Here is a 22142-nt window from a genome sequence, read left to right as displayed (position 1 = left end):
GCGTACGCGCGGCGTGGGCCGCCGGGTACGGGCGGGTGCGGGCGTACGGGGGTGGGTGGGCCCGCGCCTTCGGTGCCGGGGCCGCGCCTTCGCGCGGACCCCGGCGCCTCGCCCGGCTCAGGGCCGGCGCAGGGCCTCGGTCGCGGCGGGCTCGGCGACCCCGGCGGCCAGTTCGGTCTCCAGGAGCTGCTTGCCGAGCAGCTCGGGGTCGGGCAGGTCCATCGGGTACTCGCCGTCGAAGCAGGCGCGGCAGAGCCGGTCCTTCGGGATCGTCGTCGCCTCGATCATCGCGTCCGTCGAGATGTACGAGAGCGAGTCGGCGCCGAGCGAGGCGCCGATCTCGTCGGGGGTCATCCCGTTGGCGATCAGTTCGGCGCGGGTGGCGAAGTCGATGCCGAAGAAGCACGGCCACTTCACGGGCGGCGAGGAGATCCGCACGTGCACCTCGGCGGCCCCGGCCTCGCGGAGCATCCGGACGAGCGCGCGCTGCGTGTTGCCGCGCACGATCGAGTCGTCCACGACGACGAGGCGCTTGCCCCGGATGACTTCCTTGAGCGGGTTGAGCTTGAGGCGGATGCCGAGCTGGCGGATCGTCTGCGAGGGCTGGATGAAGGTGCGGCCCACGTAGGCGTTCTTCACCAGGCCGTTGCCGAAGGGGATGCCGCTCTCCTCGGCGTAGCCGATCGCGGCGGGCGTCCCGGACTCCGGTGTCGCTATCACCAGGTCGGCCTCGACGGGGGCCTCCCTGGCGAGGCGGCGGCCCATCTCGACGCGGCTGAGGTAGACGTTGCGCCCGGCGATGTCGGTGTCGGGGCGGGCCAGGTAGACGTACTCGAAGACGCAGCCCTTGGGCCTGGCATCGGCGAAGCGGCTCGTGCGCAGGCCGTTCTGGTCGATCGCGACCATCTCGCCCGGCTCGACCTCGCGGACGAAGCTCGCGCCGCAGATGTCGAGCGCGGCGGACTCGCTCGCGACGACCCAGCCGCGCTCCAGGCGGCCGAGGACGAGCGGGCGGATGCCCTGCGGGTCGCGGGCCGCGTAGAGCGTGTTCTCGTCCATGAAGACGAGCGAGAAGGCGCCCTTGACGTGCGGGAGGACGCGCGGGGCGGCCTGTTCCACGGTGAGCGGGGTGCCGTCCTCGGCCGTCTGCCCGGCGAGGAGCGCGGTGACGAGGTCGGTGTCGTTGGTCGCGGCGACCTGGGTCGCGCGGCCGTTCTCCTTGGGGAGCGCGGCGACGAGCTCGGCGAGCTGCGCGGTGTTCACGAGGTTGCCGTTGTGGCCCAGGGCGATCGAGCCGTGCGCGGTCGCGCGGAAGGTGGGCTGCGCGTTCTCCCACACGGAGGCACCGGTGGTCGAGTAGCGCGCGTGCCCCACGGCGATGTGGCCCTGGAGCGAGCTGAGGGAGGTCTCGTCGAAGACCTGGGAGACGAGGCCCATGTCCTTGAAGACGAGGATCTGGGAGCCGTTGCTGACCGCGATACCCGCGGATTCCTGGCCCCGGTGTTGGAGGGCGTACAGCCCGAAGTAGGTGAGCTTGGCGACCTCTTCGCCCGGAGCCCAGACACCGAAGACGCCGCAAGCGTCCTGGGGGCCCTTCTCGCCCGGGAGGAGATCGTGATTAAGGAGTCCGTCACCACGTACTGGCACGCCTTCGAGTGTAGGGGAGGTCGTGCACTGGTCCGAATTGGGGACGGGGTCACTCCGCTGGTCGCGGGTGGTTCGACCTGCGAAGACACCGCGCGACGCGGCACCGCCAGGGCGCCGGGCGGGGCCTTGTGAACGGGTGATGTCGCAGGTGGGAGGGGGTCTACGCGCGAGGGCACGAGGGTGGGGGCGCGGGGTGGGGCGCGGGGGGCGGACGGGGGTGCGCGGGTGTGCGGTGTCTCACGTCGGGCGCGGGCGGCGGGGCCCGGGGATCGCTCGCCGGGCCCGCCGCCGCGTCACGGGACGCGGGGACGAGGCGGCCCGGCGACCACGGGGTGCGAGGGCCGCCGGGCACGCTGCCCGGCGGCCCGGCGCGCCTGACGTGACCCCGGCGGTGTCTCAGCCGCGTGCGAGGAGTTCCCGCATCGCCCGCGCCACCTCGTCCGGAGCCTCCTCCGCCATGAAGTGCCCGGCGTCCGTCGTGCGGTGGACGAGGTCGGGGGCCCAGGCCCGCCACACGGCGTCCGCGTCGTAGCCGAGCGCCGCGCCCCAGTCCTGCTGGAGGACGGTGACGGGCATCGTGAGGCGGCGGCCCGCCGCGCGGTCGGCGCGGTCGTGCTCGGTGTCGATACCCGCGGACGCGCGGTAGTCGGCGACGATCGAGGGCACCGCCGCGCGGCTCGCCGCGAGGTACTCGGCGCGGACGTCCTCGGGGAACGGGCTCTTCGCCCAGGCGTCGAGGAAGTACCCGAAGAAGGCGTCCGCGCTCGCGCTGATCATGGCTTCGGGCAGGCCCGGGGGCTGTGCCATCAGGTAGAGGTGGAAGCCGACGGCCGCGCTCGTGCCGCGCATCGCCTCCCAGGAGTCGATGATCGGCAGGACGTCGAGGCACAGCAGGTGGCTCACGGCGTCCGGGTGGTCGAGCCCGGCGCGGTAGGCGACGAGGGCGCCCCTGTCGTGGCCCGCGAGGGCGAAGCGCTCGTGGCCGAGGGCGTGCGCGAGGTGGACGACGTCCCGCGCCATGGTCCGCTTGGCGTACGTCTCGGGACCGGCCTCGGCGGGTTTGTCGCTCGCGCCGTAGCCGCGCAGGTCGGGGACGATCACGGTGTGGTCGGCGGCGAGGTCCGCGGCGACCTCGCGCCACATGAGGTGGGTCTGCGGGAAGCCGTGCAGGAGGACGACGGGGCTGCCGGAGCCGCCGACGGCGGCGTGCAGGCGGACGCCCTCGGCGACGGGGACGGTGTGGTGGGCGAAGCCGGGGACGGTGAGGGGCATGGTGGCCTCCGGGGCTCGGTGTCGGTCGGTGGTGTCAGCCTCGGGGGTGTCGATGAGTACGGGATGAGTACGGGTGGGAGGTGGTCCCGGTGGTGGATCTCGCGGTGCTGGGCCCGCTCGCGGCGTACGGCGCGGGACGGACGGAGCTGCCCCTCGGGGGGCCGCGGCAGCGGGCGGTGCTCGCGCGGCTCCTGGTCGCCCGCCGTCAGGTCGTGCCGCTGCCGCGTCTCGTCGCGGACCTGTGGGACGGCGAGGCGCTGCCCCGCGATCCGGAGGGGGCCGTGCGGACCTTCGTGGCGGCGCTGCGGCGCGTGCTCGAACCGGGGCGCCGGCCGAGGACGGCGGCGAAGCTGCTGGTCACGGAGGGGCCGGGGTACGCGCTGCGGGCCGCCGTCGACGACGTGGACGCGTGGCGCTTCGAGCGGGCCGCGCGGGCTGACGAGGCCGCGCCCGCGCTCGTGGAGACGCTGGAGGGGGCGCTCGCGCTGTGGCGCGGCCCGGCGTTCGCGGACGTGGCGGCGGCGCCGTGGGCGCGCGCCGAGGCGGCGCGGCTGGAGAGCCTGCGGCTGCACGTCGTGGAGCGCGCGGCGGGGGCGCTGCTCGCGCGGGGCGGCGCGGCGCGGGCCGTGCCGGACCTGGAGGAGTTCGTGGCGACGCACCCGGCGCGCGAGGAGGGCTGGCGGCTGCTGGCCCTCGCGTTGTACCGCTCGGGCCGCCAGGCGGACGCGCTGTCGGCGCTGCGCCGGGTGCGGCGGACGCTCGATGTCCGGCTGGGGGTGGAGCCGGGAGCACGCTTGTCCCGTCTGGAGCAGGACATCCTGCGCCAGGCGCCGCACCTGGACCCGGCCCCGGAGGGCGGCGGCCAGGTGTGGGCGCGGGCGGCGGAGGCGTACACGCGGGCGCTTCCGGTGGCGGACCGCAGCCGGCTGCGGACGGCGGCGGCGCTCATGCGGGACGTCGCCGTGACGGGCGGGGAGGGGCTCAGCACGGCGCGCGAGCACCGGCTCGCCGCGGTCGCCGAGGCGCGGCGGTACGGGGACGCGGAGCTGACGGCGCGGGTCATCGGCGTCTACGACGTACCGGCGCTGTGGACGCGCTCGGACGACCCGGTGCGGGCGGCGCGGCTCGTGGCGGCGGCGGAGGACGTGCTGCGGGAGCTGCCGCCGGAGCGCGAGGCGGAGCGGGCGCGGTTGCTCGCGACGGTGGCGGTGGAGTCGCGCGGCGCGGCGGCGGGCGCCCGCTCGCTGCGGGCGGCGCGCGAGGCGGAGGCGCTGGCGCGGCGGCTCGGGGACCCGGGGCTCTTGGCCTTCGCCCTCAACGGGGCGTTCGTGCAGAGCTTCGCGCGGGCGCCCGGGGGCGCGGGCGGGGGTCCGGGGCGCGCGAGGGCGGGCGGGGATGCCGGGCGGGACGCGCTGGGGGCCGAGCTGGTCGCCGTGGCGGGGGCCGCCGGGCTCGTGCCGCACGAGGTGCTCGGCCTCCTGGTGCGGACGCAGGCGCGGTGCGGGCTCGGGGACTTCGCGGGGGCGGAGGAATGCGCGGCGGCGGCGGACGCGCTCGCGGCGCGGCACGAATTGCCTCTCGTACGGGTCTTCACGACCTGGTTCCGCGCGCTGCGCGCCTCGCTGTCGGGCGGCGGCTGGGAGCCGTACGAGGAGGCGGTGGCGCTCCTTCCCGGCTGCGGGATGCCCGGCTTCGCCACCGGCCTCCCGGCGCTCGCCCGACTCACGGTCGCGCTGCGGTCGGGCCAGCAACCCGCCGGAGAAGGCGTCTTCGGTCCCTACGAGCCGTGGGTGCGGCCTCTCCTCGACGCGTACGGTGGCGCGGGCCGCGCGGAGGTCGCACGCGCTGTCGCCGCGGCGCCGGAGCCGCCGGGCGACCATCTGACGGAGGTACTGCGGGGATTGACCGCGCTGGCGCGGCAACTCGTGGGAGAGGCGGGGTCCGGTGGGCCCACGGGGCTGGTCGGGGCAGGCAGCGGTGTCGTGGCCCTGGAGATCCCGGCGGCCGGGGGGCCGAGGGGCGGACGGGCGCACTGAAGGCGCCGGACGCCTCCCGGGGCGGCGAGGGGGCGCGGGCTCGCGCGAGGGCGCCGCCGGGGTCGCAACAGGTGTCACCGGGCGGGGCGTGAAGCGGGCGCGTGTCGCCCGAAAGACGGAACCGGCGCCCGCCCCCGAGGTGGACGCCGGTGCGGGCCGGGCCGCGGGTGCGCTCAGCCCAGCAGGGGCAAGTACGGGGAGAGGTCGGCCCGTTCGCCGCTCGCGCTGACGCGGGCGGCCGCGCGTTCGCTCGCCCAGTCGGTGCGGCCCGTGGCGAGGCGGACCCAGGTGAGGGGGTCGGTCTCGACGACGTTGGGCGGGGTGCCGCGCGTGTGGCGGGGACCCTCGACGCACTGGACGACGGCGTAGGGCGGCACCCGTACCTCCGTCGAGGCCCCGGGGACGCGGGCGGCGAGCGCGTCGGCGAGCAGGCGCGTGCAGGCGGCGAGCGCCTGCCGGTCGAGGGTCACCTCGTGCCCGGTCGCGCGCGCCAAGTCGTCGCTGTGCACGACGAGTTCGACGCAGCGGGTGACGAGGAGGTCGCCGAGGGCCATGGGCCCGGCCGGGGCGGCGACGAGCCGCCCGGGGAGCGCCCCGTCGAGGACCCGGTCGGCGCGCGTCGCGGTCTCGGCGAGCCAGTCGTCGAGCGCGGCCCGCCCCACGAGCCCGGCGGCCCGCTCCCGTACCCGCTCCTCGTTGAGCGCGGCCCGTGACACGGTCGTGAACGGCCAGTCGGTGAGGGCTACTTGGGGACCGGTCGGCGGCTCCGCCTCGATCGCGCGCGTCACCGACTCCAGGGTGAGCCCGAGGTGCGTGACCAGCTCCGCGACGGTCCACTCACCGAGCCCCGAGGGCAGCGCGAGTTCCCTCTCGCCGAGCCCGCGCACAGCCGCTCGGGCAAGCCCGTACTGGGCGAAGAGCGCGGTGCTCGTCTTCCGGAAGTCATAGGTGCGGGGGCGGCGCTTGGCGGGTGGCATGGAACGAGCGTAGGGGGTCGGCGGCACGGCACCCACCGCGCCGTACCGCCGGAGGCGGCCGGAGGGGCCCGCGTCGCGTACGTCCGCGCGCTCCGCGCCCGCACGGTCTTCGGGCGCGCGAAGAGCGCGGAGCCCGGCTCATCGCGCACGCCGCGCTGAGCGGGGTGCTCCTCGCGACGGCGTTCGTCCCGCGCCTCCCAACGCTCCGGAGCACGCCTTCGGCGCCACCCCGAAAAGCACCGGAGCCCCCGCCCGGTCGCGCGGACCGGGTGGGGGCTCGGGAGAGCGTCGGCTGACCCGCGTACGGGGCGGGCCGCGCCACCCGCGCGCGACCGCCCCGTACGCGCGGGACTCAGGCCAGCAGGCCCGGCACGGTCCCCTCGTGGATCTCGCGCAGCTCGCCCAGCGAGAGCGCGAACTCGCCCTGGACCTCGACCGCGTCGCCGTCCACGACACCGATCCGGGTCGCGGGCAGGCCCCGCGCGCCGCACATGTCGGTGAAGCGCAGCTCCTCGCTCCTCGGCACGGCGACGACCGCACGGCCCGCCGACTCCGAGAAGAGGAACGTGAAGGCGTCCAGGCCCTCGGGCACGACGAGCCGCACGCCGTTGCCGCCGAGCAGCGCCGACTCGACGACGGAGGTGATCAGGCCGCCGTCGGAGAGGTCGTGCGCCGCGTCGATCATGCCGTCGCGCGAGGCCGAGATCAGGATGTCGCCGAGCAGCCGCTCGCGCTCCAGGTCGACGGCCGGGGGCAGCCCGCCCAGGTGCTCGTGGATCACCTCGGACCACGCCGAGCCGCCGAACTCCTCCTTCGTGTCCCCGAGGAGGTACAGCAGCTGGCCCTGCTCCGCGAAGGCGACCGGCGTGCGCCGCGCCACGTCGTCGATGACGCCGAGGACCGCGACGACGGGCGTCGGGTGGATCGCGACGTCACCGGTCTGGTTGTAGAGCGAGACGTTGCCGCCGGTCACCGGGGTGCCGAGCTGCCGGCAGCCGTCGGCGAGCCCGCGCACGGCCTCCGAGAACTGCCACATGACCGCCGGGTCCTCGGGCGAACCGAAGTTGAGGCAGTCCGAGACGGCGAGCGGACGCGCGCCGGTCGTCGCGACGTTGCGGTACGCCTCGGCGAGCGCGAGCTGAGCGCCCGTGTACGGGTCGAGCTTCGCGTACCGGCCGTTGCCGTCCGTCGCGAGCGCGACACCGAGACCGCTCTCGGCGTCCACGCGGATCATGCCGGAGTCCTCCGGCTGCGCGAGGACGGTGTTGCCCTGCACATACCGGTCGTACTGGTCCGTGATCCACGCCTTCGACGCCTGGTTGGGCGAGCCGATGACCCGCTTCACCTGCTCCTTGAGCGCGGCGGCGTCCGCCGGGCGCGGGAGCTTGTTCGCGTCGTCGGCCTGGAGCGCGTCCTGCCACTCGGGGCGCGCGAGGGGGCGCTCGTAGACCGGGCCGTCGTGCGCCACCGTGCGCGGGTCGACGTCGACGATCTTCTCGCCGTGCCAGAAGATCTCCAGGCGGTCCCCGTCGGTGACCTCCCCGACGACCGTCGCGATGACGTCCCACTTCTCGCAGATCGCGAGGAAGCGCTCGACCTTCTCCGGCTCGACGACGGCGCACATGCGCTCCTGCGACTCGCTCATGAGGATCTCCTCGGGCGAGAGCGTGGAGTCGCGCAGCGGTACGTCGTCGAGGACGACCGTCATGCCGCCCGAGCCGTTCGAGGCCAGCTCTGAGGTCGCGCAGGAGAGCCCGGCCGCGCCGAGGTCCTGGATGCCCACGACGAGCTTCTCGGCGAAGGCTTCGAGCGTGCACTCGATGAGCAGCTTCTCCTGGAAGGGGTCGCCGACCTGCACGGCGGGGCGCTTGCTGGGCTTCGTCGCGTCGAAGGTCTCGGAGGCGAGGATCGAGGCGCCGCCGATGCCGTCGCCGCCGGTGCGGGCGCCGTAGAGGATGACCTTGTTGCCGGCGCCGGACGCCTTCGCGAGGTGGATGTCCTCGTGGCGCATGACGCCGACGGCGCCCGCGTTGACGAGCGGGTTGCCCTGGTAGCAGGCGTCGAAGACGACCTCGCCGCCGATGTTCGGCAGGCCCAGGCAGTTCCCGTAGCCGCCGATCCCGGCGACGACCCCGGGCAGCACGCGCTTCGTGTCGGGGTGGTCGGCAGCGCCGAAGCGCAGCGGGTCCACGACCGCGACGGGGCGCGCGCCCATCGCGATGATGTCGCGGACGATGCCGCCGACACCGGTCGCGGCGCCCTGGTAGGGCTCGACGTAGGAGGGGTGGTTGTGCGACTCGACCTTGAAGGTCACCGCGTACCCCTGGCCGACGTCGACGACCCCGGCGTTCTCGCCGATGCCGACGAGCATCGCGTCGGACTGCGGGGCCTTCTCGCCGAACTGCCGGAGGTGGACCTTGCTGCTCTTGTACGAGCAGTGCTCCGACCACATCACCGAGTACATCGCCAGCTCGGCGCCTGTGGGCCTGCGGCCCAGGATCTCGCGGACCCGCAGGTACTCGTCCTCCTTGAGGCCGAGCTCCTTCCACGGCAGCGGGGTGTCCGGGGTCGCGGCCGCGTTCTCGACCGTGTCCAGGCTCATGCGGAAACCAGCTTCCTCAGGATCGAGGTGAAGAACCCGAGACCGTCGGTGCCACCGCTGCCGACGAGCGGTTCCACGGCGTGCTCGGGATGGGGCATGAGGCCCACGACGTTGCCGGCCTCGTTGGTCACGCCCGCGATGTCGCGGAGCGAGCCGTTCGGGTTCGTGTCCACGTAGCGGAAGACGACGCGGCCCTCGGCCTCCAGGGCGTCGAGGGTGCGCTCGTCGGCCGTGTAGCGGCCGTCCATGTTCTTGAGCGGAATGCGGATCTCCTGACCCGCCGTGAACTCGGTGGTCCACGCGGTGCCCGCGTTCTCCACGCGGAGCTTCTGCTCGCGGCACACGAAACGCATACGGTCGTTCTGGAGCATCGCGCCGGGCAGCAGGTGGGCCTCGGTGAGGACCTGGAATCCGTTGCAGATACCGAGGACAGGCATTCCGGACTTCGCCCCGGCGATCACGGATTCCATGACCGGCGAGAAGCGCGAGATCGCGCCCGCGCGCAGATAGTCGCCGTAGCTGAATCCCCCGGGCAGGACCACGGCGTCGACCTGCTTCAGGTCCTTGTCGCGGTGCCAGAGCGGAACGGCTTCCGCGCCCGCGATCCCTACCGCGCGCTGCGTGTCACGATCATCGAGGGTGCCGGGAAAAGTAACGACCCCAATACGTGCCGTCACGATTCCACCTTTACGACGAAGTCCTCGATGACGGTGTTGGCGAGGAAGGTCTCGGCCATCTCGTGGACCCGCGCGAGGACGGCGTCGTCCACGGGGCCGTCCACTTCGAGTTCGAATCGCTTTCCCTGACGCACGTCGGCGATCCCCTCGAAGCCGAGGCGCGGCAGCGCACGCTGCACCGCCTGCCCCTGGGGGTCGAGGATCTCCGGCTTGAGCATGACGTCGACTACGACGCGTGCCACGGGCACTCCCGGTGTGTGGTGCTTCGTTGAGCTTGTCCGTTCAGCGTACCGGGCCAGAATTTCTACGCGGGTAGAACAGAAGTGGATCACTTACGGGCGGTAGCGGCCCCCGCGGCGCGGAGGCGGGCGCACGGCCAGGGACCTGTGGCGGTACTCACACGCGAAGTCCCCCGCGCCGGAAAATCCGCGCGCATATACGGGGTGGCAATGCGCGCGACCACCACCTGAACACCGAAGGGAACACGCGCCGGAACTCCTTAAGGACTTCCCCACTCCGCACCCCGGCCTGTAAAAAGGAATCGGCCGGGAAAAGACATTCGGTAAAAGTGTGTACGGGCACGCATGATCCCGTGCGCGCCGCCGCGTGCGCAGGGCCGCGCCCCGACCGGGAGCGCGGAACTCCGGCCGTGTACAGGTCGGGCGGCGGGAGCCGCCGACGAAAGGACCGATATTCGTGGCGCAGCGTGTCGTGGTCACGCTTTACGACGACACCGACGGCAAGGAAGCGGCGGAAACCGTCACTTTCGGGCTCGACGGCAAGTCGTACGAGATCGACCTGAGCCAGGCCAACGCGGAGAAACTGCGCAAGGCGCTGGAGCCCTTCGTGGCCGCAGGCCGCAAACGCTCTTCCTCGGGCCGCGCCTACCGGCGCACCTCCGTGGCGGCGGACCCCGCCGCCGTCCGCGCCTGGGCCAGGTCGCACCAGATGGACGTGCCGCAGCGCGGACGCATCCCGAAGAAGGTTCTCGAGGAGTTCGAGGCGGCCAACTGAAGCGAGCGCCGGGGCGTGAGCCCCGGTGGTACGGGGGCGGACGGAGCGCCGGCCCGCCCGCCCCCGTACGCCCCTCCTGACGGCCCGTCGCCCTCGATTTGCGCTCCACCCCGGGTGATCGGCTAGAGTCTGGAGCACGCCGAAGGGAACGGGCCGCAAGGCCGGAACCCGGAGCCGCGCGGGTGTAGTTCAGTAGTAGAACACCCCCTTTCCAAGGGGGAGGCGCAGTGTGCGATCCCTGTCACCCGCTCTGCACCGCTCGACCGTGAGGTAGGGTGGTCACCGCACCGCACGACGTGAGTCGTGGGCGCATCTGCGGACGTAGCTCAGTTGGTAGAGCGCAACCTTGCCAAGGTTGAGGTCGCCAGTTCGAACCTGGTCGTCCGCTCAGCGAAAGGCCCCCCGGGAACGGGGGGCCTTCTTCGTGTGCCCGGCGGGCCCCGATGACATCTGTCATCCGCCTTCGTGACACCGCGCACTGCCCCGGGCCTGTCGCCCCGGGAAGACTCGAAGGCATGAACAGCGCGAAAGCCACCACGCGAGCCATCGATGTGACGGACCTGCGCCGGGTCTACGGGGGCGGCTTCGAAGCGGTCGCCGGGATCACCTTCCACGTGGACCGGGGCGAGCTCTTCGCCCTGCTCGGGACGAACGGGGCGGGCAAGACCTCCACGGTCGAACTCCTCGAAGGACTGGCCCGGCCCACGAGCGGCGACATCCGCGTCTTCGGCCACGACCCCTACAGCGAGCGGGCCGCGATCCGCCCGCGCACCGGCGTCATGCTCCAGGAGGGCGGCTTCCCCTCCGAGTTGACCGTCGAGGAGACGGTACGGATGTGGGCTGCCTGCACGAGCGGCGCCCGCCCCGTCGGCGAGGCGCTCGAACTCGTCGGCCTCGGCAAGCGCCGCACCGTCCGCGTCAAACAGCTCTCCGGCGGCGAACGGCGCCGCCTCGACCTCGCGAGCGCCCTCCTCGGACGCCCCGAGATCCTCTTCCTCGACGAGCCGACGACCGGACTCGACGCCGAGGGCCGCCGCGCCACCTGGGACCTCGTCCGCGCGCTGCGCGCCGAGGGCACCACCGTCCTCCTCACGACGCACTACCTGGAGGAGGCCGAGGAGCTGGCCGACCGGCTCGCGATCCTGCACGCGGGCCGCATCAACGTCACCGGGACCGTCGACGAAGTCCTCGCGAGCCAGCCCGCGCGGATCTCCTTCCGCCTCCCGGCGAGCCACCGGGCCGAGGACCTGCCCCCGCTCGCCCGCCTGTGGGCCGAGCCCGCCGGGGCACGCGCCGACCGGCTCGCACCGCCCGAGGACGCCGCCGCGCTGCGCGCCGCGCTCCTCGACGCGGACGGCAGGACCGTGCGGCTGCGCACCCACCGGCTCCAGTACGCGGCGACCGAGCTGCTGCTGTGGGCACGCGCCGAGAACATCGAGCTGGAGGGGCTCGACATCCGCGCGGCCTCGCTCGAAGAGGCGTTCCTGCGGATCGCGGCGCAGGCCGGCTCCCGCACAGACGGCTCTTCCCCCACGCCCCCCACCCCCGCGCTCGCAGAGGAGACCCGGCGATGACCACCACGACCCCGGCCCCCACCGGCCCCGCCTCGACCGCGCGAAGCCGCGTGGGCGCCCTCGCGCGGGCCGAGACGACGCTGCTCCTGCGCGCCAAGGGGACGCTCGTCGCCGCCCTCTTCGTGCCGCTCGTCCTCCCCTTCAGCTTCAAGGGCGCCATCGACTCCATGGACCTGGGCGGCACCGGACTGGACCTCGGCACGGTCCTGCTCCCGACCGCTCTCGGCCTCTCCCTCCTCTTCGCCGTCTACTCGACGCTGGTGAGCACCTACGTGACCCGGCGCGAGGAGCTGGTCCTGAAGCGGCTGCGCACCGGCGAGGTGCGCGACCCCGAGATCCTCATCGGCTCGGCGGTGCCCGCCGTCGTCACGTGTCTCGTGCAGTGGATCGTGGTCACCGCGGGCTGCGTGGTGCTCGTGCACCCCGGGGCGCCCTCGAACCCCGCGCTCGTGGTGCTCGGCGCGGTCCTCGGCATCGTCGTGGCGGTCGGCCTCGGCGCTCTCACCGCGACCCTCAGCCGCACCGCCGAGACCGCCGCCGTCACGGCGATGCCCGTCATCCTGCTGACGATGATCGGCTCCGGCGTCGCCATCCCCCTCGACGTCATGCCCGACACCCTCGCGACCCTCGCCCGCTGCCTGCCCTTCACGCCGACGCTCTCGCTCCTGCGCGGCGGCTGGGCGGGCAACCTGGACAGCGGCGAGACCCTGCTGGCCCTCGCCACCGGCCTCGCCTGGGCCGCCTTCACCGTCTACGGCGTCCGCCGCTGGTTCCGCTGGGAGCCGAGGCGCTGAGCGCGGGCGGCGGTACGGGGACGGGGGCCGTCGGCGCGAGGGGGCGCCGCCGGTATGGATACGGGCCGCCGGCGCCGGGCGGCGCCCCGCTCGGAGCCGGGGCCCTCCACACCGCGTGGCGCCTCGTGCCCGTACCGTCACCGGTCGCGGACCCCGCACCATGGAAGGACCCACCGGACACAGGAAGGGGCGCCCCTTGAGCGGCAGCCACGAGGAGACCACGACGGTGACGGCCGTGGCGCCCGCCCCGGGGACGGCCGGGGTGCCCGCGCCGGCCGGCGGCCATGGGCCGTCCGCCCCGGCCGGGGAGCCGGTCGCGGCCGCAGGCCGCGGGGCCGTGCCCGAGCCCCGCTTCCCGCGTCTGGAGCGCCTCTCCTGGCGGCCCCGGTCGTTGACCAAGGGCCACCGCCCCGTCCAGCAGCTCGACCACTACACGCGCGCCACGCTCAGCCGCTACGTCTGGGCGTTCTTCGCGGGCTGGGTCCTGCCCGAACTCCTCCAGCACTTCGCGCGCGGCGACAACCGCGACCTCGCGCTCCGCTCGACGCTGCTCCTCGCCTCGCTCGCCGTCTGCGTCGCCACCCGCTCCGCGCTCCTCGACGCGCTCGACCGCTATCTCGGCAAGACGGACGCGCTGAACGCCCGGGCCGCGTGGCGGCTCCTCGCGCTGACCGCGCTCACCGCGACGCTCTACCTCGTGTGCCTCGGCACCGGCACGATCGACACCCAGGCGCTCGCGACAGCGGTCATGTTCTTCATGCACCCCGTCTACGCGGTCCTGGCCCTCCGCGTCCCCGTGCCCCGCTTCCTCCTCGCCGTCGTCGGCGGCACGGCACTCCTCTTCGGCGCCGCCCTCCTCGCCGACCCCGAGGGCACCCCGAGCGCCGTCCTCGCGATCATCGTGCCGTGCTCCGCGCTCCTCGCCCTCTCCATCTGCCGTCCCTCCGGCTGGTCCCTCGCCCGGACCTGGGACATCGAGTACGCGCGCCAGGAGATCGAGAAGGCGAAGGAGAAGGTCGAGCGCGCCAAGGAGACCGAGTCGCGGCTCGCCGTCGCCGAGGAACGCCTCCGCTTCGGCCGCGACCTCCACGACGTCCTCGGCCGCAACCTCGCCACCATCGCCCTCAAGAGCGAACTCGCGGTCCGGCTCGCCCGCCGCGAACGCACCGAGGACGCCGTGGCGCAGATGGCCGAGGTCCAGGAGATCGCCCAGCGCTCCCAGCGCGAGGTGCGCGAGGTCGTCCGCGGCTACCGGGGCATCGACCTCGGCGCGGAGCTGATCGGCGCGCGGAGCGTCCTGGAGGCCGCCGGGATCGACTGCGCGACCGCCGCCGGAGACCTCACGTCCCTCGCCCCGCCCGTGCAGGCGGCCCTCGCCTGGGTCGTCCGCGAGGCGGCGACGAACGTCCTGCGCCACGGCGACGCCCGCCACTGCTCCATCACGCTCGCCACCAGCCGCACCGGCACGAGCCTCACCATCGAGAACGACGGGGCCCCCGAGTCGCCGAGCCCCACCCGGGGCGGCTCCGGCCTCGCCGGGCTCCGCGAACGCCTCGCGCCCCTGGGCGGCACGCTCGAAGCCGGTCCCCTCGCGCCGGGGCGCTTCCGCCTCGCCGCCCACGTCCCGCTCCCGCCCGTGCCCGGCCCCACCACCGCCCCCGATCCCGGAGGAAACCGCTCGTGACCACCGAGCCCGCGCCCGCGCCGACCGCCGCCCCCCGGGTCCGTGTGCTGCTCGCCGACGACGAACACCTCATCCGGGGCGCCCTCGCCGCCCTCCTCGCCCTGGAGGACGACCTCGAAGTCGTCGCGGAGGCCGCCTCGGGCGCCGAGGCCCTCGCGATGGCCCGGGCCAGGACCCCCGATGTCGCTGTCCTCGACCTCCAGATGCCGGACGGCGACGGTGTGAGCGTGGCCACAAGGCTGCGCGGCGAACTGCCCGCCTGCCGCTGCCTCATCGTGACGAGCCACGGCCGTCCCGGCCACCTCAAGCGGGCGCTGGAGGCGGGCGTGCGCGGCTTCGTGCCGAAGACCGTGAGCGCGCAACGGCTCGCCGAGATCATCCGTACCGTCCACGCCGGAAGCCGTTACGTCGACCCCGAGTTGGCCGCCGACGCGATCGCGGCCGGGGACTCCCCGCTCAGCGCGCGCGAGGCCGAGGTCCTGGAGTACGCCGCCGACGGCGCCCCCGTCGCCGAGATCGCCCAGCGCGCTGGCCTCTCCCCCGGCACCGTCCGCAACTACCTCTCCTCCGCCGTGACCAAGCTGGGGGCCGAGAACCGTCACTCCGCCGTGCGTACGGCCCGCTCCCGGGGTTGGGTATAGTGGTCGCACGCGCTGAACGCCGCGAGAGCGGCACGGAAGCGCGGTGCGGACGTAGCTCAGTTGGTAGAGCGCAACCTTGCCAAGGTTGAGGTCGCCAGTTCGAACCTGGTCGTCCGCTCAGCGAAAGGCCCCCCGGAAACGGGGGGCCTTCTTCGTGTGCCAGGAGGGTGCGCGCGATGTTTCACGTGAAACATGACCCTCCACGAGGGCGGGGGCGACGTTCCCCGTGGAACATCGCCCCCGCGAGCCGTTCGGCCCTCTACTGCCCGGGTCTCACTCCCAGCGCACGCCCGTCAGCTTCTCGTACGCCTCGATGTACTTCGCCCGCGTCCGCTCGACGATCTCGGCGGGCAGCTCGGGCGGCGGCTGCTCGCTCTTGCGGTCCCAGCCGGAGGCGGGCGAGGTGAGCCAGTCGCGGACGAACTGCTTGTCGAAGGAGGGCTGGGGGTGGCCCGGCTCCCAGGACTCGGCCGGCCAGAAGCGCGAGGAGTCGGGGGTGAGCACCTCGTCGGCGAGGACGAGCGTGTCCCCGTCGAAGCCGAACTCGAACTTCGTGTCGGCGAGGATGATCCCGCGCTCGCGGGCGATGTCCCGGCCCCGGGCGTAGACCGCGAGGGTCGTCTGCCGGAGCTGCGCGGCGGTCTCCGCGCCGATCCGCCGGGCCACCTCCTCGTAGCTCACGTTCTCGTCGTGCTCGCCGACCTCGGCCTTCGTCGCCGGGGTGAAGATCGCTCCCGGCAGCTCGCAGCCGTCCGCCAGGCCCTCGGGGAGCGCGAGCCCGCACACCGTGCGGGACGCGTTGTACTCGGCGAGCCCCGAGCCGGTGAGGTAGCCGCGCGCGACGGCCTCGACGGGGATCATGTCCAGCGAGCGGCAGACCAGCGTGCGCCCGGCCCAGGAGGCGGGGGCGCCCTCGGGCAGCTCCGTCGACAGGACGTGGTGCGGGACGAGGTCGGCGAGCTGGTCGAACCACCACAGGGAGAGCTGCGTGAGCACGCGCCCCTTGTCGGGGATCTCGCTGGGCAGGACCCAGTCATAGGCGGACATGCGGTCGCTCGCGACCATCACGAGCTCGCCGGCCTCGTTCTGGTAGAGGTCGCGCACCTTGCCGGTGTGCAGATGCACCAGCCCCGGCACCTGTACGGGCTCGGGCTTTTCGACGAATCCGGACACGGTTCCTCCACGTGCTTCCGTCCAATGCCCCCGATTGTCCCGTACGGGAGCGGCGCGCGACGCCGCAGGGTCCGGGGCGGGCGGCGGAAGCGGTACGGGGGACCGCGTGCGGCGCCCTCGTACGCGCGGCGGGAGCGTCCTGCCTCATCGTCCGCGCCCTGTGTCCCGTCCCGGGGCGGCGCCGGTCAGTCGCGTTTGCAGATGCGGTCGAGGAGGTTCGCCGTGGCGCGCTGGATGCGGGTGTCGACGTGGCCCGGGCGGTCGAGCGCGGGCGACCAGGCGAAGGTGCCGGAGGCGAAGACGAGGGCGCCGCTGGGAGCGCGGTAGAGGGAGGTCTCCTGGTGGCGGACGGTGCCGCCCTGGTCCTCGTACGGCGAGTGCGCGAGGAGCGTCCTGTCCTCGTAGGGCGGCAACTGCGTGCGCGGGAAGTACCGGTCGGCCTCGCCGGCGACGAGGTCGGGGAGTTCGTCGCCCTCGTGCGCCCCCGTCGCCTCCCACAGCCAGTGCTCCGCGTGCCGCACGACGAGGGGGGCGGGCTCGGGCACGCGGCCCGCGTACTGGATGCCCATGAGCTCCTGCTCCGGCCTGTCCATCTCGCGCCACAGCGTCGCGCGCCCGGGACCGCGCCGCTTGCGGCAGGTCAGGAGCCGGTCGGGGACGCCCGAGGGGGAGGCGCTCAACTCGACCTGCCAGTACATGGTGTTCGCGGAGAGGAAGACGAGCGAGGTGCCGGTCTCCTTCGCGCGCTCGGTCGTGCGGCGCATCGGGACCGACCAGTACTCGTCGTGGCCCGGGAAGACGAGGCCCCGGTAGCGGGCCGGGTCGACGTGGCCCGCGTGGAGGTCGCGGGCGTCGGCGTAGGCGAGGTCGTAGCCGTAGCGCTCGGCCCAGCGGATGAAGTCGTAGGCGTGGCCCACGTGCAGCGGGAGGCCCGCGCCCGCGTAGGGGCGGTCGAAGGACACGGTGATCGCGGCGTCGCTCTCGCCGAGCAGCCCGCCCTCGTCGTCCCAGGCGTGGTAGAGGCTCGCGCCCGTCCTGCCGTCCTCCGGGTAGAGGTTGTACGCCTGCCAGGTCACGTCGGGGAGCAGGAGGAGCAGGTCGGCAGGCTCGCTGTCGCGGACGGTGAAGGGGATGTGCGAGCGGTGCCCGTCGTACGTGGTCAGGACCGCGACGTACGCGCCGGGCTTCCAGTACGAGGGGATCTGCTGCCGCCACGTGCGCCACCAGTGGTGGCAGGAGACCGTGCGGTCGGCGAGGAGCGGCTCGGGCTGGGTGAGCCCTTGCAGCCGGGGCGTCGAGGCGATCTTGCTGGCACCGGCCCCGGCGTAGTGGCCGATGCGGTAGAAGTCCATGGAGTACGGCTGCGGCGGGTTGACCGTGACGTGGAAGTCGATCGACTCGCCGGGGGCCACGGCACCCGTCGAAGTGAAGCCCTTGATCTGCTGGTGCACGTCGTCGGAGGAACGGGGCGAGCCCTCCTCGTGGCGCGGCCTCGGCATCCGCAGTTCGGCGCCGGGCGCCGGGGCGTGCTCGACGTACCAGGGGACGACCCTGCCCGTGTCGTCGAAGTAGGTCTCGCTCGCCCGCAGCCACGGCAGCGGGCCCTGCCCGAAGGGGTCCGTCGCCGCGTGCGCGACCGCCCCCGATTCCCACCGGCCCTTCCCGCGTTCCGCCCCCATCGCCGCCCCTCCCTCGTCCCCCGGTACCCGGTGCCGCGCCCCTCGACGCCGGGGCGGGAGCCAGCACATCACACTCAGCACGCACACCGTCACTGTTCCCCCCGAATCCCCGCCAACGACCCCCCGCCCGACACCGTGCAGAACCGCTTCTGCCTGGTAGTGGCACGGCGGACGGGCGGAAACGGAGTTTCCCGTTCGGGTGAGCCCGCACACACGGCCGCCCGTTTCCCACCGGGGCGGGGCTTGTGGCGCGGGGGCCGGGGAGGGGGCCGGCCGGGGCCGTGCGGCCGGGGAGGGGGCCTCGGCGGGGGCGTGGGCGTGGCATCGGGACGTGAGCCCGCGGGGGGATCGGGGGTGAGCCGGCCGGGCGGGGGTGTCTCGCCGGACCGCGCACGCTCGGTACAGAGGACCGCGCACGCTCGGTACGGAGGACCGCGCGGAGACCTCCGTACCACCTCGCCAGAACCTGTCTCGCCGCCCGCCAGGCCGCCCCCGTACCGCCCGGCCCTCCGTACCGCCCCGCCGCTACCCGACCCGTACCCCCACCCGCGCCAGCCACCGCCGCAGCGGGATCGAGTCGCCGTCCTCCACCAGGCTCCGCACCCGTGCCCCCAGGTCCCGCACCCGCTCCCCGTCCACCAGGAGCACCGGGCCGTCGAGCCAGTCGAGCCCGGGTACCGCGCCTCCCGCGTCCACGGCCGCGCAGCACACGAGCGAGGTCACGTGGTCCGCGAGGACCTCCACACCGCTGCGGACCGGCGGCGGTGCGAAGAGCGGCAGTCCGCCGTCCCCCTCGTAGACGCCCTCCGAGGCCCGCGCGGCCCCGGCGTCCGCCGTCTCCTCGCGCGCGACCCGCGCCGCGAGCCCGGCGGCGAGCGCCGCCGCGCGCGGGTGCGCGAAACGGTCGGCCTCCTCCTCGGGCGATTCGGGGAAGATCTCCGGCTCGGTCCGCGCCACGTACCCGGCCGCACGGGGCGCGCCGCGCACCCCGCCCTCGCGCACCGGCGGCCCCGCGAGCACCCCGACCCGCTCGGGCGGGCTGTCGCTCACCGTCAGGTGTTCCAGGACCCGCGCCACCGCGCACGGCCGCCCCTTCTCACCCAGCACCTCGCCGAGCCGCACCGCGTCCGCGCGCCACAGCCGCTCCACGACCTCGTGCGGGTAGTCGCGCCAGCTCACCGGCCGCCACGCGCCGCCCCGCTCCCCGTGGAAGAGCCGCGCGGCGAGCAGCGAAGCCGCCTCGTCGGCCAGCTCGGGCTCCTCCAGGAGTTCGCTCGCGGGCGGCTCCGTGAGCCGCAGCGCCTGCTCGTCCGCGGCGAGCCGGTCCCTGCGGGACAGCTCCACGAGCGCGGCGGCGACGCCCGCGTCGAGCCGCGCGGGCCAGCGCCCGAGCCGCCAGGCGGGCACCGCGACGCGGCTCAGCAGCCGGTCCCAGCCCGCGTACGCGAGCCCCACCTGCTCCTGCGCGGTGATCCGCCGCCCGTAGTCCACCTTCCTGGCCCGCTCGGCACAGGCCGCCGCCACGTACCGTTCCATGTCGGCCGCCGCCGACCGGCACCGTACGAGCAGCAGCCGCGCGAGACGCGCCGGGACCGCGAGCAGCACCCGGCGGGCCAGCGGCGCGCGCGGTCCCGCCGTCGCGAGCGCCGCGTCCAGGCCCCGGACGAACGTGCGCGCCTGCGCCGTCGTCGGCTCCGCCGCGGGCTCCGTGCCCGCGACCACGGGCGCGAGCACCGCACGCAGTTCGGCGACGCGCAGCCACCACAGGAAGGGCGATCCGATCACGAGGACCTGCGCCCGTACGCCGGGCGCCGCCCCGCGCTCCTCCAGCCAGCTGTCGCAGTCGGGAGTGAGCGCTATCGCCGCGGGCGCCGGGACCCCGAGCCGCTCCGCCAGCTCCCGCACGAGGTGGTAGAGAGCGGGAGCGGCGCGCTCCTCGACCGGCACGGCCGGGGACTCGGCGGGCGCGGCGCGCGCGATGAGCAGCGCGGTCGCCCCGGCGAGAGCGAGCGCGAGCACGGCGAGCACCGAGACCGACAGCCTGGCCGCCTCCCACCCCGTCCCCTCCAGCTGACCGCCCGCCGCCCCCGCCCACAGCACGGCGGCACACGCCGCGGGCAGCACCGCGAGCGCGGTCGCCACGGATTTGACCCGCAGCACCGCTGCGGCCCTGGACCGCGCGGCGAGCGCGCCCACCTCCACACCCGTACCCGACGACACGACCTGCCGACCCCCTACCCCTGGTGCCCGCCGGACCCTCGCGGGCCCGCCTCGCACCGACGGGCCGTGCACCCGTGCTGGCGCCCGGTCCGTTTCTGCCTCGTCGCTTGCTTCCCGCGCTGATCCGCGACGGACCGCAGTCCCTCGCGCTTTCCGGCGTCGCTCACATCCCCCACTGTGACACCGGCCCCCGACATCGCAATGCCGGTGGGCCAAGTGCCGCAGCCCCCCGCGCGACCCGCTCTGCACGGGCCGACCGGCGGTGGAGCACTCGCGCCGCACCCTAGTGGGGGCGCGCGCCGCCGTCAGCCGTATGCGGCTTCGATCACTCGATGGAATGGCTCTGGGCAAAGGTGCTGACAAGCGAGCGCCCCGGGGTTCCGTACGCCTCCACGAGTACGTGAGGTGTACGGAACCCCGGGGCGATGCGGCCACCACGTGCTCCGGGGCCGGGCGTCAGCCCGTCGGCGCGGCTTCCCGGGCGGACCTCAGCCCGCAGCGCCGCTTCCGGGCGGGCCTCAGCCCGTCGCCACCGCGTCGCGCGCCGCCCGCTCCGCGATGTCCGTGCGGTGCTGGCCGTCCTTGAGCCCGATCCGCGCCACCGCCGTGTACGCGCGCTCGCGCGCCACCGTCAGGTCGGGGCCCGTCGCCGTCACCGAGAGCACGCGGCCCCCGGCGCTCACGACGTCCTCGCCCTCCCGGCGCGTGCCCGCGTGCAACACGTACGCGTTCGGGGCGTCCTTCGCTGCGACCTCGTCGAGCCCGGTGATCACGTCGCCGGTGCGGGGCGCGGCCGGGTAACCGGCGGAGGCGACCACGACCGTGACGGCGGCGTCCTCGCTCCACCGCAGCGGCTCCAGGGTGGCCAGCTCGCCGCGCGCCGCGGCGCCCAGGAGCCCGGAGAGCGGAGTGCGCAGGCGCGCGAGGACGACCTGCGTCTCCGGGTCGCCGAAGCGCGCGTTGAACTCGATGACGCGCACACCGCGCGAGGTGAGCGCGAGGCCCGCGTACAGCAGTCCGCTGAACAGCGCGCCGCGCCGCCGCAGTTCGTCGACGGTCGGCTGGAGCACCGTGCGGAGGACCTCGTCGACGAGGCCCGCGTCCGCCCACGGCAGCGGCGAGTACGCGCCCATGCCGCCCGTGTTGGGGCCCTCGTCGCCGTCGAGCGCGCGCTTGAAGTCCTGCGCGGGCTGGAGCGGGACGACCGTCGTGCCGTCCGTGACCGCGAAGAGCGAGACCTCGGGACCGTCCAGGAACTCCTCGATGACGACCCGCCCGCAGGCGAGCGCGTGGGCGCGCGCCTTCGCGCGGTCGTCCGTGACGACGACGCCCTTGCCGGCAGCGAGCCCGTCGTCCTTCACGACGTACGGGGCGCCGAAGGCGTCGAGCGCGGCGTCGACCTCCTCCGGGTTCGTGCACACGTAGGCGCGCGCGGTGGGTACCTGCGCGGCGGCCATGACGTCCTTCGCGAACGCCTTCGAGCCCTCCAGCCGGGCGGCTTCGCGACCGGGCCCGAAGCAGGCGATGCCCGCCTCGCGGACGGCGTCGGCGACCCCGGCGACGAGCGGCGCCTCGGGCCCCACGACGACGAGGCCGGCCTCCGTCTCCCGGGCCAGGCGCACGACATCGGCCCCGTCCAGGGCATCGACGGCCCGGACTTCGGCGACCTCGGCGATCCCGGCGTTCCCGGGTGCGCAGTACAGGGCTTCGACGGCTGGGTCGAGCGAGAGAGAGCGGCACAGGGCGTGTTCGCGGGCGCCGTTTCCGATGACGAGGACCTTCACACGGCTCACCCTAACGGGCGGCCGGACGGCGGGGGGCTCACGGGCGGAACGGGTGGCGGGCGCGGACCCATGGCCAGGCCCGTCACCATCGCGCCACCGCCACGGCCCCCGCGACGTCCCCGGTCACCGGCTCAGTGCGGCGCCGCGTCGTTCTCGTACTCGTCGACCACGGTCGCCCCCAGCTCGCGCACGATCAGCTCGTACCCGCTGAGCGCGGACTCGACGAGGTCCGGGTCGTCGGCGGCGGGCATGTCGTCCTCGGGCGCCACGGGCGGGCGCGCGGGAGCGGCGGCGGGGCGCGGCTCGGGGGCCGGGGCCGGTACGGAGGGGGCGGGCGCGGGGTGGGGGCCTGGGACGGGCGGTACGGC

The 22142-nt window shown here is 74.6% G+C and carries 16 protein-coding genes, 3 tRNA genes and 1 pseudogene; 9 read left to right on the top strand and 11 right to left on the bottom strand.

The window, feature by feature from the left end; translation table 11 throughout:
- Positions 1–117: 117 nt before the first annotated feature.
- Together purF and IF99_RS0122855 are read right to left on the bottom strand one after the other, a co-directional pair.
- Entirely contained in the window at positions 118–1647 is a 1530-nt protein-coding gene (gene purF / locus IF99_RS0122860; protein WP_030998764.1) for an amidophosphoribosyltransferase, read from the bottom strand.
- A 396-nt stretch (positions 1648–2043) separates the two neighbouring features.
- Entirely contained in the window at positions 2044–2919 is an 876-nt protein-coding gene (locus IF99_RS0122855; protein ID WP_030998763.1) for an alpha/beta fold hydrolase, read from the bottom strand.
- An 89-nt stretch (positions 2920–3008) separates the two neighbouring features.
- Here IF99_RS0122855 and IF99_RS0122850 point away from each other — a divergent pair, with 89 nt between their 5' ends.
- Entirely contained in the window at positions 3009–4955 is a 1947-nt protein-coding gene (locus IF99_RS0122850; RefSeq protein WP_051703632.1) for a BTAD domain-containing putative transcriptional regulator, read from the top strand.
- Positions 4956–5128: 173 nt separating this feature from the next.
- On the opposite strand, the gene IF99_RS0122845 is transcribed toward IF99_RS0122850, so the two are convergent.
- From IF99_RS0122845 to purS, 4 genes are all read right to left on the bottom strand, one after another.
- Positions 5129–5932: a maleylpyruvate isomerase family mycothiol-dependent enzyme gene (locus IF99_RS0122845; protein WP_030998761.1), complete on the bottom strand. Its 804-nt coding sequence runs from the start codon at positions 5930–5932 to the stop codon at positions 5129–5131.
- 352 nt (positions 5933–6284) lie between these two features.
- Positions 6285–8534, bottom strand: a complete 2250-nt coding sequence (gene purL / locus IF99_RS0122840; protein WP_030998758.1) for a phosphoribosylformylglycinamidine synthase subunit PurL — start codon at positions 8532–8534, stop codon at positions 6285–6287.
- Complete coding sequence (gene purQ, locus IF99_RS0122835) at positions 8531–9211, bottom strand: phosphoribosylformylglycinamidine synthase subunit PurQ (RefSeq protein WP_030998756.1); 681 nt, start codon at positions 9209–9211, stop codon at positions 8531–8533. The genes purL and purQ overlap by 4 nt, the downstream gene beginning before the upstream one ends.
- Positions 9208–9453 carry a phosphoribosylformylglycinamidine synthase subunit PurS gene (purS, locus tag IF99_RS0122830; RefSeq protein ID WP_007824241.1) on the bottom strand — a complete coding sequence of 82 codons (246 nt, stop codon included), beginning with the start codon at positions 9451–9453 and terminating at the stop codon, positions 9208–9210. The genes purQ and purS overlap by 4 nt, the downstream gene beginning before the upstream one ends.
- A 454-nt stretch (positions 9454–9907) precedes the next feature.
- On the opposite strand from purS, the gene IF99_RS0122825 reads away from it, so the two are divergent.
- The 8 genes from IF99_RS0122825 to IF99_RS0122790 all read left to right on the top strand — a co-directional run bounded on the left by IF99_RS0122825 (position 9908) and on the right by IF99_RS0122790 (position 15036).
- Positions 9908–10225: a histone-like nucleoid-structuring protein Lsr2 gene (locus IF99_RS0122825; protein WP_007824243.1), complete on the top strand. Its 318-nt coding sequence runs from the start codon at positions 9908–9910 to the stop codon at positions 10223–10225.
- A gap of 178 nt (positions 10226–10403) precedes the next feature.
- A tRNA-Gly gene (locus IF99_RS0122820) sits at positions 10404–10475 on the top strand.
- Between the two features lie 65 nt (positions 10476–10540).
- Positions 10541–10613, top strand: a tRNA-Gly gene (locus IF99_RS0122815).
- 127 nt (positions 10614–10740) lie between these two features.
- On the top strand, positions 10741–11799 hold the full coding sequence (locus IF99_RS0122810; protein WP_030998753.1) for an ABC transporter ATP-binding protein: 1059 nt from the start codon (positions 10741–10743) through the stop codon (positions 11797–11799).
- Positions 11796–12593 carry an ABC transporter permease gene (locus IF99_RS0122805; RefSeq protein ID WP_030998751.1) on the top strand — a complete coding sequence of 266 codons (798 nt, stop codon included), beginning with the start codon at positions 11796–11798 and terminating at the stop codon, positions 12591–12593. The genes IF99_RS0122810 and IF99_RS0122805 overlap by 4 nt, the downstream gene beginning before the upstream one ends.
- Before the next feature lie 196 nt (positions 12594–12789).
- Positions 12790–14277 (top strand): sensor histidine kinase, encoded by a 1488-nt coding sequence (locus IF99_RS0122800; protein ID WP_078655221.1) that lies wholly within the window; start codon positions 12790–12792, stop codon positions 14275–14277.
- Positions 14274–14918 (top strand): response regulator transcription factor, encoded by a 645-nt coding sequence (locus tag IF99_RS0122795; RefSeq protein ID WP_030998747.1) that lies wholly within the window; start codon positions 14274–14276, stop codon positions 14916–14918. Before IF99_RS0122800 ends, IF99_RS0122795 begins: the two co-directional genes overlap by 4 nt.
- A gap of 45 nt (positions 14919–14963) precedes the next feature.
- Positions 14964–15036, top strand: a tRNA-Gly gene (locus IF99_RS0122790).
- Between the two features lie 155 nt (positions 15037–15191).
- Here IF99_RS0122790 and IF99_RS0122785 read toward each other — a convergent pair.
- The 5 genes and pseudogenes from IF99_RS0122785 to IF99_RS0122765 form a co-directional block, all read right to left on the bottom strand.
- Entirely contained in the window at positions 15192–16091 is a 900-nt protein-coding gene (locus IF99_RS0122785) for a phosphoribosylaminoimidazolesuccinocarboxamide synthase (RefSeq protein ID WP_030998740.1), read from the bottom strand.
- A gap of 185 nt (positions 16092–16276) precedes the next feature.
- Positions 16277–17770, bottom strand: coding sequence for a N,N-dimethylformamidase beta subunit family domain-containing protein (locus tag IF99_RS0122780; protein ID WP_030998739.1), 1494 nt, complete (start codon positions 17768–17770; stop codon positions 16277–16279).
- 525 nt (positions 17771–18295) lie between these two features.
- Positions 18296–19990, bottom strand: a complete 1695-nt coding sequence (locus tag IF99_RS0122775; RefSeq protein ID WP_030998738.1) for a membrane protein — start codon at positions 19988–19990, stop codon at positions 18296–18298.
- A gap of 518 nt (positions 19991–20508) precedes the next feature.
- Entirely contained in the window at positions 20509–21774 is a 1266-nt protein-coding gene (gene purD / locus IF99_RS0122770; RefSeq protein WP_030998737.1) for a phosphoribosylamine--glycine ligase, read from the bottom strand.
- 131 nt (positions 21775–21905) lie between these two features.
- Positions 21906–22142: pseudogene (locus tag IF99_RS0122765) on the bottom strand (DNA polymerase III subunit gamma and tau); the annotation flags it as partial.

This window comes from Streptomyces sp. NRRL F-5630 (assembly GCF_000719475.1).
Classification (GTDB): Bacteria; Actinomycetota; Actinomycetes; order Streptomycetales; family Streptomycetaceae; genus Streptomyces.
Note: the sequence above shows the minus strand (reverse complement) of the source record. Positions and strands in the feature narration are given on the sequence as shown.